Genomic DNA, 12,751 nt, shown 5'->3' with positions numbered 1-12,751 from the left:
GCTCATAGCTTCCGATAGACGTCGTCGAGGGACAGTCCGCGCGCGATCATCAGCACCTGAGCCCAGTACAGCAACTGACTGATCTCCTCGGCCAATGCGTCGTTGGATTCGTGCTCGGCGGCCAGCCACACCTCGCCGGCCTCCTCCAGGATCTTCTTGCCCACCCCATGAATCCCGCCGTCGAGCGCGGCGACCGTGGCACTGCCGGCCGGTCGGGTGCGGGCACGGTCGCCGAGTTCGGCGAACAGATCCTCGAATGTCTTCACGGCCAGCGATTGTTTCACGAGGCAGCGAGCAAAGTCACCTCGGTTTCTCCTGGTGACCATGCCTACTGGAATCCCGAAGCCGCACAGGTTTTTTCGCAGTGCGGGCAACCCGCTAATCGAATCCGGCGAGCGTCATGCGCAGCGCCTCTTCGAGCTGAACGTGAAACTCGGGGCCGTCGACGGGTTCGGTGAGCCAACGATCGATGACGAACTTGGCCGTGGCCAAGCTGGTGTGCACCAACAGCGCGGGCCGGACGTCCGCCGCTGCGTCGACGCCCATGCGGGCAGCCACCTGTGCGATGAATTCGCGATGTTCGGTTTCGGTGACCAGCACCGATTGGCTCAGCAGGTGCGGGGCGGTGGCGACGGCCTGCCGCCAGGTGTCCAGCGTCTGGACTTCGATGACCTCTTGCGCGCGCACGACGAACAGCCGGATCAACGCCTCGACCGGTGACTCGTCCGATGGTCTCGCGCTGTAGGACTCGACGATCTCGGCGCTAGCCTCCCGGACGGGACCGACCAGCAGGCTCTCCTTGGTGGGTGCGTACCGGAAATAGGTGCTGATCGATACGCCGGCCGCCGCGGCGATGTCCTCGGTGGTCACCGCGTCGAAACCGCGTTCGGCGAAAAGCCGCTGGGCGGTCTGCTGGATCTGCGAAACTAGCTCAGCACGGCGGCGGTCTCGTAACGAGCCGGTGTTTGCTGAGGGCATGCCTTCACCTTCGCCAGTCCGACATTTCAGCCCCATGGAGCCGCTCAACGGCGAGCCAGATGAGTGACTCTACACTATTGAAAGTCCCTATCAAGTAGGCTAGTGTGACTCAGCACACGCCTATGAGCTGCGAAGTTACGGAACCTGATAAGGCTATTTTAGTGAAGTTAGGCTTCCCGTGCTCCGACCTCTCCGCTCGGCGGTCAGGACGTAATTGGTTCGCGATGACGGGTGCCGCGAGTTTGCTAGACATACGACAAATAGTCGGGCGATGACGACCCAGGAAGACGGCATCGTCGCGATTCAAAACTGGTCTGTCGGTTACGTCAAACGTCATCCGATCGCGTCGCTGACGACGGTGGGCGAGCAGTTCGTCCTCGGCGTGCGCACCATTCAGTACTTCTTTTTCGACCTGGTGACGGGCCGATTTCAGTGGCAGGAGTTTGTTCGCCAGGGCGCGTTCATGGCAGGCACCGCGGTATTGCCGACGATTCTGGTGTCACTGCCGATCAGCGTCACGCTGTCCATTCAATTCGCCCTGCTCGCCGGGCAGGTGGGCGCCACCTCGCTGGCCGGCGCTGCGAGCGGTCTGGCCGTCATCCGGCAGGGCGCTTCGTTGGTCGCCGCCGTGTTGATGGCCTCGGCCGTCGGCTCGGCGATCACCGCCGATCTGGGGTCACGAACCATGCGCGAAGAAACCGATGCAATGGAGGTGATGGGCGTATCGGTGATCCGCCGTCTGGTCGTGCCGCGCTTTGCCGCGGCCGTCATGATCGGCGTCGCGCTCACCGGTGTCGTGTGCTTCGTCGGATTTTTCGCGAGCTACATGTTCAACGTGTATTTCCAGAACGGCGCTCCCGGGAGCTTCGTGTCGACCTTCGCGTCGTTCGCGACCACCGACGACATGATTTTGGCGTTGGTGAAGGCGGTCATCTTCGGCGCGATCGTCGCCGTCGTGTCGGCGCAGAAGGGCCTGTCCACCGTCGGTGGCCCAACGGGCGTCGCGAACTCGGTCAATGCCGCTGTCGTCGAAGCGATCCTGCTGCTGATGATCGTCAACGTCGCGATCAGCCAGCTCTACATCATGTTGGTGCCCAGGACGGGGCTCTGACATGGCGGCCGCCCCCTACCTGCCGTTCGCACCCATCACCGTCCCGATGCTGCGGCTGTATCGCCGGGGCACGGTACCGATCATCCGGCTGGGCCATTTGCTGGTCTTTTTCATCCGGGCGCTGGTCGCGGTGCCACTCGCATTGCGCCAGTACCGCGGCGAGTTCCTGCGGCTGTTGTCGAACATCACCTGGGGCAACGGCTCGATCGTGGTGGGTGGCGGAACCGCCGGTGTGGCCGTCGTTCTCGGCATGACCGTGGGCGCGCTGGTCGGTATCGAGGGCTACAACTTCCTGGACCTGCTGGGCCTCGGGCCGGCCACCGGCTTCGTGTCGTCGTTGGTCAACACCCGCGAGCTGGCGCCGCTGATGGCGTCGCTGGCGTTCGCCATGCAGGGCGGTTGCCGCTTCACCGCCCAGTTGGGGTCGATGCGGATCGCCGAGGAGATCGATGCGCTGGAATCCATTGCGATCCGCCCGATTCCGTATCTGGTGACGACGCGACTGATCGCCTCGGTCGCGGCAATCGTCCCGCTGTATGTGGCGTGCCTGGCGATCGGCTATCTGACCACCCAGCTGGTGGTGGGGATCAGCAGCGGTGGCTCGACGGGCTCCTACCTGCATTACTTCACGCTGATGCTGGCCGGCCAGGACATCGTCTACTCGTTGATCAAGGCCGTGATCTTCGTGTGGATCGCGTCCACCATTCAGTGCTACTACGGCTATTACGCGACCGGCGGGCCGGAGGGCGTCGGGGTGGCCGCCGGGCACGGAATGCGGGCCAGCATCACCGTCGTGATCATGGTGAACATGCTGCTCACCATGGCGTTGTGGGGGGTAGACGCCGGCGCAAGGTTCGGTGGTTAGCCGGATGGGTAAGCCGAATTCCTTTGAGCTGGACGGCCGCGGGCCCTCGGACCGGCAGTTGCTACTCACCGGCACCGCGGTGGTAGTGGTCGCGGCGCTGCTCACCGTCGCGATGCTGCTCAAGTCCACCGGCCGGCTCAACGACTATGTCCGGGTGGTCGCCGATCTGGTCAACGTCGGCGACGGCCTGCCGCAGAAGTCCGACGTCAAGTATCACGGCGTGCTCGTGGGGACGGTCGATGATGTGACCCCCGCGTCCAACGGAAAACCCAACTACGTCCACATCGATCTCAAAACCGAGTACGCCAAGTCGATTCCGGCTGGGGTCACCGCTCGCGTGGTGCCCAGTAACGTTTTCGCGGTGTCGTCGGTGCAGTTGGTGGGCTCCGCGAGACAGCAGGGCCCCGGCGGGGCGATCCGCCCCGGCGCGCACATCCCCGAAGACACCCGGCTTCCGACCGTGCTGTTTCAGACCACAGTGAGCAAGTTGCGCGACCTGCTGGCCGCCGCCGGCCGTGGCCGCGACGACAGATCCATCGGGATCCTGGCCGCACTCGGTGCGGCCACCGACCACCGCCGCGTTCCGTTACTGAACGCCGGGGCGCAGCTGAATCGTCTTCTTGACCAACTGAATTCGATCGTCAGCACCGACACTGGGCCGTCGACGGTGTCCGCGCTCGTTGACGCGGCTCGTGGGCTGCAGGCCACCGCACCCGATCTGCTCGACGCCCTGCACCAGGCCGTCGAACCGATGCAAACCTTCGCCGAGACGCGGGGGCAGTTGACCGCGCTGCTCTCCGGCGCCGAAGACACCGTCGCCACGGTGCATCAGTCCTTCGACCATCACATCGACCAGCTCATTCACATCACCAGCGATTTCACCCCGGTGCTGGGTGTGTTGGCGATGAAGTCGAACAATTTCGTGCCCGCGGTCACCAAGTTGGACAACCTCGCCAACAGGTTCATGGAGGAAGTCTGGGTGCCGGGCCAAGACGTCGGCAATATGCGCGCGATGCTGACCTTTACTCCCAGCTCCACCTACACCCGCGCGGACTGTCCACATTACGGAGACCTGAAGGGGCCCAGCTGCTTTACCGCACCGCTCATCCCGGTGCGCCCCGACCTGCCGGAAGTGCTGCTGCCGCAGAACTATCAGCCGCCCGAGGATCTGGCGCCGCCGCCGGGAACCGTCATCGGCCCCAACGGAAACCTTGTTGCCGTCGGACCACCGTTGATCAACCCAAATCCCGACCTGACCGATCCCAATCCCCCGCTGGCCCCTGGTATTACGCCGGCGCCGCCGGTGCCGGGCAGCGCCAACCCCGATAACCCGGTACCCGGTGCTCCCGCAACTCCGTCGCCGAACGCACCGTGGGTTCCGCCGGTGGCGCCGAAGGCGCCGTGGATACCGCAATCGTCCTTCGGAGGCAACGTCGGACCCGTCGGCAGCCAGTACGAGCGAAACATGCTCAGCGTGATCACCGGACAGACCACCACGCCGGCCACCGAGCTACTGCTGGGACCGGTGGCCCGCGGATCCACGGTCTCGCTAAGTCATGCCCCCAAACCCGCAGTCGGACAACCCAAGTGAGATGCGAATGAGATTTCGTGCGCCGCTGATCGGTCTGACGCTGTTCATGGTCGTCGCGCTGACCCTCACCTGGCTGGTGTACGTGAGCCTGCGACGTGATGTTGCCGGCGACACGGCCAAGTATTCGGCACTGTTCACCGACGTCTACGGGCTGCGCGAAGGCGACGACGTCCGGATGGCCGGGGTGCGGGTCGGCCGGGTGGAAAGCGTGGAACTCGACGGGAAACTCGCGAGAGTGGCTTTCGTGGTGCAAACCTCTCAGCACCTGCACGGCAACACCGTCGCGTCGGTGACGTACCAAAACATCGTCGGACAGCGTTACCTCGGGCTGTCGTTGGGGCCGGAGGGCAGTCGAAGCCTGCTCCCGCCGGGCAGTGTGCTGCCGCTGGAACGCACCGAACCATCCTTTGACGTCACCGCGCTGCTCAACGGCTACGAGCCGCTGTTCAGTCTGCTGAACCCGCAGGATGCCGACAACCTCACCAAGGGAATCATAGCGTCGCTGCAGGGCGACACCTCGTCACTGACCACGCTGATCAGCCAGACATCAACGCTCACACAGACATTCGCCGGGCGAGACCAAGCCCTCGGCGACGTGATCACCAACCTCAACAAGGTGGTCGGCAACCTGGCGCGGCAGAACGACAATTTCGACGGGGTCATCACCCAAACCCGCGACGTGGTCGACCAACTCGACCGCCGACGTCCCGAGCTGGTGGCCTCGCTGGGTTCACTGTCCCGGGTGATGGGCCGGCTCTCGACGTCGGCCAACGACGTCTACCCCGCGCTGCGAGAATTCATCGACCGCAAACCCGGTGTGGCCAGGCATTTGATGGATGTCGAGCCGCAGGTGGCCTTTTTCGGCGACAACATCCCGCTGCTGCTCAAAGGGCTTGTCCGAGTGGGCAACCAGGGCGCCTACGGCAACGCCTATGTGTGCGACGTCAACTTCATGGGCTTCTTCCCCGGTCTGAACGACGTCGTGCCGATCATCGTCGCCGCCGCCACCCCGGGAAACAAGACGTGGCACACACCCAGATGCAGGAGCACCGCCGGTGGCTGAATCGTCTGTCTGGCTTCGACTTTCGCGGATCAGGAAGCGTCCGCTGGAAAGCTACAACACTACCTGGATGGGGTTTATCGCCGTCGCGGTGGTTGCGGTCGTGATCGGGGGCATGCTCGCGGTGCACGCGCTCGGTGCCGGCTACCGGCACTACACCGCCGAGTTTCTGCAGGCCGCCTCGCTGCGGGCCGGCAACCCGATCGTGGTCGCCGGCATCCCGGTCGGCGAAGTGACCAGCATGAAACTCGACGGCGATCACGTCGAGGCGGGGCTGAAGATTCGCGACAATATCGCGTTGGGCAAGGATTCTCGAGCCACGATCAAGGTCACCACGATCCTGGGATCGCGTTATCTCTCGGTGCAGCCCAACGGCTCGGCCGCGCTGCCCCACGGCACCTTTGACCTGGCGCACACCGAGGTTCCCTACGACTTGCAATCCGCATTGCAGGACGCCACCACGACGTTCGAGCAGGTCGACTCCGACCGGTTCGCGCAATCGCTCGCGGTGCTGGGCAAGCAACTCGAGGGCTTGCCCGCGGTGGTGCCACAGGCGATGACGAACATTCACTCGCTGTCGTCCATCATCGCGGTACGACGCGACCAACTGGGCCAGCTGCTGGCAAGCACCGAGCGGGTGACCAACACATTGCGCCGCCAGCAGGCCGGCCTCGGCAATCTGATCAACCAGGGACAAGACCTGCTGGGCCAATTTGTCGCGCGGCGAGCCGTTTTCCACGCGATGATGCAATCGCTGACCAACCTCGTCAACACCATGAGCCAGATCGTGGTCAACGACCGGTCGGGTCTTGACTCGCTGATCGCGGACATGCGCGACTTCACCGCGATGATGGCGCAACACGACGACCTGATGAGCAACCTGCTGCAAATCAGCCCCATCTTCTTCCGCGAGGCGGCCAACCTCACCGGCGAGGGCAATGCGCTGAATTTCAACGCCAACAACGTCCCGCTCGTCGACTCGTGGATGTGCGCCATCAGCGGCCGTGCCAAGCAGTTCGGGATGATCCAATACTTCAAGGACTGCAAGTGATGGCCTCGAAGAGCCGGTCCAAGGCGGTGGCCATCGTCGCTACCCTGGCGGTGGTGGCCGCGGCCGTCGGGGCCTCGTGGTGGTACCTGGCACCTGATCAGGACACCATCACGGTAACAGCCCAATTCGACAGCGCCTCAGGCCTTTACGAGGGCAATGTGGTCGCGGTGCTGGGAATGCCGGTGGGCAAGATCACCAAGATCAACGCCAAGGGCGGCTACGTCGAAGTCGAATTCACCGTTGATCGCCACGTCAAGGTACCCGCTACCGCCCAAGCCGTCACGGTGTCCACCTCGATCCTCACCGACCGGCAGATCGAGCTGACGCCGCCCTATCGTGGCGGTCCGGTGCTTGAGAACCACGACACCATCGGCCTGACCCGGACCAAGACGCCCGTCGAATTCAGCCGTGTGCTCAGCGTTCTCGACAAGGTCACCAAGTCGCTCGAGGGCGACGGCCACGGCGGTGGCCCCGTCGCCGATGTGCTCAACAACGGCACCAAGGTTGTCGAAGGCAACGGCGGGCAGATCAAATCGGCGCTCGACGAGCTGTCCCGGGCGCTGCGCCTGTCCAGCGACGGCGGGGCGGCGACCCGCGAGCAGATCACCACAATCGTCAAGAACATCAGCGCGCTGTTCGACGCGGTGGCCGCCAACGACGGCAAGCTGCGCGAATTCGCTTCCACCATCCACCAAGTCAGCCAGATCATGGCCGACGAGGAAATCGGCGGCGGCAGCACCGGACGCAGATTCGACCAGCTGGTGCAACGGGCCGGTGAGCTGCTCGACACCAACCGGGACACCATCAAGAATTCTTTGCTCCACGGCAACAAGATGCTGACAATGGTGACTAATCAGCGCCGCGACCTTGCCGAGCTCCTGGATGTGGCACCGATGCTGGCCGACAACGCCTACAACATGATCGACCGCGCCAACGGTGCCGTGCGCGCCCGTTTCCTCACCGACCGATTGGTCTTCGACAGCCAATACACCAAAGAGATCTGCAACCTGATGGGCCTGCGGCAACTCGGATGCAGCACCGGAACAATCCAGGACTTCGGGCCGGATTTCGGGCTGACCTACGTGCTGGACGGCATGGCCGCGATGGGGCAGAAATGATCACCCCCCGCGTCCGCGTCGCACTGGCCATGGCGGCCACGGTGCTGATCGCGTCCGGATGCGGCACGAATGGTCTTGCCAGCCTGCCCCTTCCGGCTCCAGGACTGGGTTCGGGCGGATACCGCTTGACCGCGGTGTTCTCCAATGCGCTCAACCTTCCGATGAACGCCAAGGTGAAGCTCGCCGGCGCCGACGTCGGGCAGGTCGACGCGATGGTCGCACGTGACTACACCGCGGTCACCACGCTGCGGATCAGAAACGGGGTGCTACTGCCGCGCGGCAGTACCGCCGAATTGCGCACCGCCACACCGCTGGGCGACGTGTTCGTCGCGCTCAAGCCCCCCGCCGACGATCCCGTCGACGATCCGATGCTGCACGACGGCGACACCATCGGCCTGGATTCGACGGCCGCGGCGGCGACCGTCGAATCGGTGCTGAGCTCGGCGGCGATCCTCGTCAACGGCGGAGCGGTGCGCAATTTCACCAATATCATTAACGGTTTCGGGAAAGCCACCGGTGATCAGGGCCAGGCGTTCGGTGAGCTGATCCGCAAGTCCAACCAACTGGTCGCCACGCTCGACGCCAGATCCGGCCAGATCTCGGGTGCGTTGACCGAATTATCCCGTCTGGCAAACGAACTCGATGCCAAGGATGCCGCCGTCACCGACTTGATGACCGCGGCCCGGCCCGCCACCTCGGCCCTGGCCGACAACACCACCCAGCTGTCCGATCTCGCCGTGCAGGTAGGCAACACCTCCCGGTTGCTGGCCAGGTTCCCGTCGATCGGGGGGACCGACACCAGCGGGCGCAGCATGATCCGCGACCTCAACACGATCGCCGGGGCCGCCAACGACGTTGCGATAAGCCCGGACACCAGCTTTTACGCGATCAACCGGCTGATTCCCCCATTGGTCAAATCGACGTCGGGAAGCGCGATTTCGGTGCACGTGGGCGTCGACAAGCTGATCCTCGGATCGCTGCCCGACATCGGATATCCCGGCGACATCGGACTGCACGGGCCGCACCACTACAACATGAACCTTCTCGTCGGCACCCTGAAATACACCCTGTGGCGCCTGCAAGAACGCGTCGTCGGGCGGGGCCCGAACTCGCCGCAGGTTCCGGTCGTGCCCGACCCGAACGTGCCGGGCCAAATCGACATCGCCCCCGGTCCGTTGTCGCCGGCGCCGGGACCGCGGCCATGATCGCCGCGGCCGCCAACGTCGTGGTCCGGGTGGTGCGCGCCGCTCACCGCCAGCAGGTCTGGCTGTCGGTGGCCGGGCTGGTGCTCACCCTGGTGGTCGGAACCGCTTATCTGCTGATCGGGGCATTGCGGGTAGCACCGCTGGCGTCGTCCTATCGAGTCACCGTGCAGCTACCCGAATCCGGCGGCCTGCTGCCCAATCAGGATGTGGCGTTGCGCGGCGTGCGGATCGGTCGCGTCGAGTCGTTGCAGATCACCGACAGTGGAGTCAACGCGATCGCCAGCATCTCCTCGAAGGTGCGGATTCCGGCCAGCAGCGTCGCGCGCGTGTCGGCGCTCTCACCGGCCGGCGAGCAGTACATCGACTTCCAAGCCGAATCCGATGCCGGGCCGTATCTCCACGACGGCAGCCTGATCGGGCCGGCCCACACCAGTGTGCCGGTCAGCCTGGCGCAGTTGCTCGGCGACGCCGACGGGATGCTGGCCCAGGTCGACCCCCGAAAGGTCGAGCTGATCAAGAAGGAACTGAGCCTGAGCAGCCAGGGCCCGGCGAAGCTGGCCGCCATCGTCGACGGCGGCACGTTCTTGTTGTCGACGCTCGATTCGGTGCTGCCCCAAACAACCAGCATCATCAAGACCAGCCGGGTGGTGCTCACCCTGGCGAGTGATAAGAACGCCGGATTAGCCTCCACCGCAACCAAACTCAACCGCACGTTGTCCGGGGTTGCGCGCATGCAAGCCGGCTACCGGCGGCTGACCGCGCAGACACCGCAGACGCTCTCGGCGGTCGACAATTTATTCTCGGACAATTCCGAGACAATGGTGCAGCTGCTGGGCAGCATGGCCACCATGTCGCAATTGCTCTACCAGCGGGTGCCGGCGCTCAACGCGCTGTTCCCCGACTACCGCGGCTCGGTGCTGGACGCGGTGTCGAGCTCCTTTCACGACCAAGGGGTCTGGGCAATCGCCGACCTTTATCCCCGCTACGTGTGCGATTACGGGACGCCCGCGCACCCGCCGTCGGCCGCGGACTACTACGAGCCGTTCATGTACACCTATTGCCGTGACACCGACCCCGCCGTGTCCATCCGCGGGGCCAAGAACGCACCGCGCCCCGGCGGCGATGACACCGCCGGTCCGCCACCGGGAGCCGACCTGGGCCGCAGAACCGACCCAACACCCAACGGCCGCTTCACGATTCCGACGCCATACGGCGGACCCCCGCTGCCGATCGAACCGCCCCACTGAGACCAACCTAAACTCTGACGGAGGAGTTGACTGTGACCGCCACATCCGAGAAAGTTGCCGAGGCCGAAATGCCCGAAGCGCCAAGCTCAGAACCCGAAGACCTCGAGGGCACCGACGGCATAGACGACGGCGTCAAGGACGCCGAAGCGACCGACGAGGACGACGAGGACATCCCGTTCGGGCGTGGGGCCAACAAGGACAAAGCCGACAAGACCCCGCTGCGCGATCGGCCGTGGGGGCGCTACCTGCGCCGCAGCGCGCTGCCCCTGTTACTCGTTGCCTCGCTTGCGGTTAGCGGCCTGCTGGGCTGGAAGCTGTGGCAAGAGCATCAGGTGAAGGAGGCCGGCCAGCAGGCTCAACAGGCCGCGATCGCCTACGCACAGGTGCTCACGAGCATCGACTCCAACAAGGTCGACGAGAACTTCCGGCAGGTGCTCGACGGCGCGACCGGCGAGTTCAAAGACATGTACACCCAATCCAGCGTGCAACTTCGACAGCTGCTGATCGACAACAAGGCAAGCGCGCACGGGGTGGTGGTGGATTCGGCGATTCAGTCCGCATCCACGAATAAAGTTGTGGTGCTTGTCTTTATCGACCAAACCGTGGCCAACTCGCAGTCGCCGGATCCACGCATCGACCGCAGCCGGATCAAGATGACGATGGAAAAGGTCGACGGCCGCTGGCGGGCCAGCAAAGTCCAGCTGCTCTGAGCCGATGAGCCAGGCCATGTGCAGGAGACTGAGCGCCGCACTTCTGTTGCTCGCCGCGACGGCGATTCCCGATCCGGCCATCGCGCGGGCCTCCGCCCCGTCGTTCTGCGGTGAGCTCGGCGGCGACTGGGACGGCCAGTACTGCCACACCACGGTGACCTCGGAACGCAATGCCGTCCGTGACATCAAGGTCGCGCTGCCCGGTGAGCTGATCGACAACCCCGTCACCAGTGGTGCGGTGCGCGACTATCTGCACACCCTGGTCAACAACTGGCGCAATGCCAACGCGCACATGGCCGCCGACAGCTACGGCGAGGAGAACTACGAAATCTTCCGGCACGGCAACCTGCTGAGCGCGGTGTTCCACGAGGACTATCACGCCGACGGGCCCAAGCCGAACAACGCCTACCGCACCTTCACGTTCGACATGGCCAGCGGCCGGCGGTTGCAGCTGTCCGATGTGACGACGTCGAATCCGCTGACCGCGATCCCACCGCTGGCGCAGCCCTTCATCGAGACCGCGCTCAATCAAGCACCGCCCCCGCATGACCCCGGGACCTACCCGTTCATCGTCGATCGCTGGACTCCCGACAAGGTCTACTCCGGGGCCTACAAGGCGTGGGCACTGACTCCCGACGAGTTGATCCTCTACATGCCTGACTATCCCGTCGGCCATGACGAGCCGGTCAACTTCTCGCCGGGCCTGCCGCAGTGGTACATGGACGGCGGCACCGTCCAGGCCCACATTCCCCTGGCGGCGCTGGGCCCGGTCCTGCGCGTCTAGTCGGCGGCCTTGCCGCGTACAGTGGCAGTGGTTAAGTCACCTAACTAACGCCGGGAAGGGAATGCCCATGGCGCGCACCGAGAATGACACCTGGGATCTGGCCTCCAGCGTCGGCGCGACCGCGACGGCAGTCGCGACACAGCGCGCGATGGCGTCGCAGGGGCCGGATGCGCTGCTCGACGACCCCTGGGCCGATCCGCTGGTGCGCGCGGTGGGCAGCGACACCTTCATCAAGCTGATCGACGGAAAGCTCGGCGACACCGACGATCCAGTGATGAACCGAAAGGCTGTGATCGAGCAGATCACCGTGCGCACCCGGTTCTTCGACGACTTCTTCCTGCAAGCCGCCGATGCCGGCGTGCGGCAGGCGGTGATTCTGGCGTCCGGTCTGGACACCCGGGCCTTCCGGCTGCCGTGGCCGGCCGACACGGTGGTCTACGAAATCGACCAGCCCGGGGTCATCGATTTCAAGACCCGCACGCTGGCCGACCTGGGCGCTAAGCCGCCCGCGCAACGTCGCACGGTCGCGATCGACTTGCGCGAGGACTGGCCCACCGCACTCGTCGACGCCGGATTCGATACCTCCAAGCCGACCGCGTGGAGCGCCGAAGGCCTGCTCGTCTATCTGCCGCCGGAGGCGCAGGACCGCTTGTTCGACAACGTCGCCGCACTGTCGGCGCCAGGCAGCCGAATCGCCTGTGAGCACCTGGATTTCCGCAACATTCCCGCGGATTGGGCGGACAAGCTCACCGAGAGGTCGCGGCGCATCGGCTCGAAGATCAATCTGGCCGAGTTGTTCTACACCGGTGATCGCAACACCGCCGGTGAGTATCTCGGTGAGCGCGGTTGGCGGGTCGACATCACCACGACCGAGCAGGCGTTCGCCGCCCAGGGTTTCCAGCTTCCGCAAGACGAGCTGGCCTCATTCGGTGGATCCTCCGGTTACCTGTCGGCGGTGCTGGGCGCGGACACCGAGCCGAGGGGGTCCGTGTAAGCCGGGCTGACGTGGGTACACCTCGGTGGTGTCCTCG

The 12,751-nt window shown here is 64.8% G+C and carries 13 protein-coding genes; 11 read left to right on the top strand and 2 right to left on the bottom strand.

The genetic code is table 11. The features are described from left to right. Window positions 1-2 precede the first annotated feature (2 nt). Entirely contained in the window at window positions 3-284 is a 282-nt protein-coding gene (locus tag AAHS21_RS20325) for a phosphoribosyl-ATP diphosphatase (RefSeq protein ID WP_342929372.1), read from the bottom strand. 94 nt (window positions 285-378) lie between these two features. After that, window positions 379-978: a TetR family transcriptional regulator gene (locus AAHS21_RS20320; protein WP_342929371.1), complete on the bottom strand. Its 600-nt coding sequence runs from the start codon at window positions 976-978 to the stop codon at window positions 379-381. A gap of 271 nt (window positions 979-1,249) precedes the next feature. Between AAHS21_RS20320 and AAHS21_RS20315 the strand changes: the two genes are divergently transcribed. The 11 genes from AAHS21_RS20315 (at window position 1,250) to AAHS21_RS20265 (ending at window position 12,714) form a co-directional block, all read left to right on the top strand. Further along, window positions 1,250-2,089, top strand: a complete 840-nt coding sequence (locus tag AAHS21_RS20315; RefSeq protein ID WP_342929370.1) for an ABC transporter permease — start codon at window positions 1,250-1,252, stop codon at window positions 2,087-2,089. Between the two features lies 1 nt (window position 2,090). Then, window positions 2,091-2,954: an ABC transporter permease gene (locus AAHS21_RS20310; RefSeq protein ID WP_342929369.1), complete on the top strand. Its 864-nt coding sequence runs from the start codon at window positions 2,091-2,093 to the stop codon at window positions 2,952-2,954. A gap of 4 nt (window positions 2,955-2,958) precedes the next feature. Next, on the top strand, window positions 2,959-4,545 hold the full coding sequence (locus AAHS21_RS20305) for an MCE family protein (protein WP_342929368.1): 1,587 nt from the start codon (window positions 2,959-2,961) through the stop codon (window positions 4,543-4,545). A gap of 7 nt (window positions 4,546-4,552) precedes the next feature. After that, a complete protein-coding gene (locus AAHS21_RS20300) occupies window positions 4,553-5,608 on the top strand; it encodes an MlaD family protein (protein WP_342929367.1) in 1,056 nt (351 codons plus the stop codon). A gap of 67 nt (window positions 5,609-5,675) precedes the next feature. Next, on the top strand, window positions 5,676-6,656 hold the full coding sequence (locus AAHS21_RS20295) for an MlaD family protein (RefSeq protein ID WP_342929503.1): 981 nt from the start codon (window positions 5,676-5,678) through the stop codon (window positions 6,654-6,656). Further along, a complete protein-coding gene (locus AAHS21_RS20290; protein ID WP_342929366.1) occupies window positions 6,656-7,774 on the top strand; it encodes an MCE family protein in 1,119 nt (372 codons plus the stop codon). Before AAHS21_RS20295 ends, AAHS21_RS20290 begins: the two co-directional genes overlap by 1 nt. Beyond that, window positions 7,771-8,979 (top strand): MCE family protein, encoded by a 1,209-nt coding sequence (locus AAHS21_RS20285; RefSeq protein WP_342929365.1) that lies wholly within the window; start codon window positions 7,771-7,773, stop codon window positions 8,977-8,979. The genes AAHS21_RS20290 and AAHS21_RS20285 overlap by 4 nt, the downstream gene beginning before the upstream one ends. After that, complete coding sequence (locus tag AAHS21_RS20280; protein WP_342929364.1) at window positions 8,976-10,226, top strand: MlaD family protein; 1,251 nt, start codon at window positions 8,976-8,978, stop codon at window positions 10,224-10,226. The genes AAHS21_RS20285 and AAHS21_RS20280 overlap by 4 nt, the downstream gene beginning before the upstream one ends. Window positions 10,227-10,252: 26 nt before the next feature. Beyond that, window positions 10,253-10,936 (top strand): tetratricopeptide repeat protein, encoded by a 684-nt coding sequence (locus tag AAHS21_RS20275; RefSeq protein WP_342929363.1) that lies wholly within the window; start codon window positions 10,253-10,255, stop codon window positions 10,934-10,936. Window positions 10,937-10,952: 16 nt separating this feature from the next. Then, window positions 10,953-11,720 (top strand): mannan-binding family protein, encoded by a 768-nt coding sequence (locus AAHS21_RS20270; RefSeq protein ID WP_342929362.1) that lies wholly within the window; start codon window positions 10,953-10,955, stop codon window positions 11,718-11,720. 67 nt (window positions 11,721-11,787) lie between these two features. Continuing rightward, window positions 11,788-12,714, top strand: a complete 927-nt coding sequence (locus tag AAHS21_RS20265) for a class I SAM-dependent methyltransferase (RefSeq protein ID WP_342929361.1) — start codon at window positions 11,788-11,790, stop codon at window positions 12,712-12,714. Window positions 12,715-12,751 lie beyond the last annotated feature (37 nt).

The sequence above is a fragment of the Mycobacterium sp. 050272 genome, assembly GCF_039023525.1.
In the GTDB taxonomy this organism is placed as follows: Bacteria; Actinomycetota; Actinomycetes; order Mycobacteriales; family Mycobacteriaceae; genus Mycobacterium.
Note: the sequence above shows the minus strand (reverse complement) of the source record. Positions and strands in the feature narration are given on the sequence as shown.

What these genes read in the sequence shown, in the direction of transcription:
- AAHS21_RS20285 (WP_342929365.1), top strand. Translation starts at nt 7,771, where the DNA reads ATGATCACCCCCCGCGTCCGCGTCGCACTGGCCATGGCGGCCACGGTG.
- AAHS21_RS20290 (WP_342929366.1), top strand. Translation starts at nt 6,656, where the DNA reads ATGGCCTCGAAGAGCCGGTCCAAGGCGGTGGCCATCGTCGCTACCCTG.
- AAHS21_RS20310 (WP_342929369.1), top strand. Translation starts at nt 2,091, where the DNA reads ATGGCGGCCGCCCCCTACCTGCCGTTCGCACCCATCACCGTCCCGATG.
- AAHS21_RS20270 (WP_342929362.1), top strand. Translation starts at nt 10,953, where the DNA reads ATGTGCAGGAGACTGAGCGCCGCACTTCTGTTGCTCGCCGCGACGGCG.
- AAHS21_RS20265 (WP_342929361.1), top strand. Translation starts at nt 11,788, where the DNA reads ATGGCGCGCACCGAGAATGACACCTGGGATCTGGCCTCCAGCGTCGGC.
- AAHS21_RS20305 (WP_342929368.1), top strand. Translation starts at nt 2,959, where the DNA reads ATGGGTAAGCCGAATTCCTTTGAGCTGGACGGCCGCGGGCCCTCGGAC.
- AAHS21_RS20280 (WP_342929364.1), top strand. Translation starts at nt 8,976, where the DNA reads ATGATCGCCGCGGCCGCCAACGTCGTGGTCCGGGTGGTGCGCGCCGCT.
- AAHS21_RS20300 (WP_342929367.1), top strand. Translation starts at nt 4,553, where the DNA reads ATGAGATTTCGTGCGCCGCTGATCGGTCTGACGCTGTTCATGGTCGTC.
- AAHS21_RS20295 (WP_342929503.1), top strand. Translation starts at nt 5,676, where the DNA reads ATGGGGTTTATCGCCGTCGCGGTGGTTGCGGTCGTGATCGGGGGCATG.
- AAHS21_RS20315 (WP_342929370.1), top strand. Translation starts at nt 1,250, where the DNA reads ATGACGACCCAGGAAGACGGCATCGTCGCGATTCAAAACTGGTCTGTC.
- AAHS21_RS20320 (WP_342929371.1), bottom strand. Translation starts at nt 978, where the DNA reads ATGCCCTCAGCAAACACCGGCTCGTTACGAGACCGCCGCCGTGCTGAG.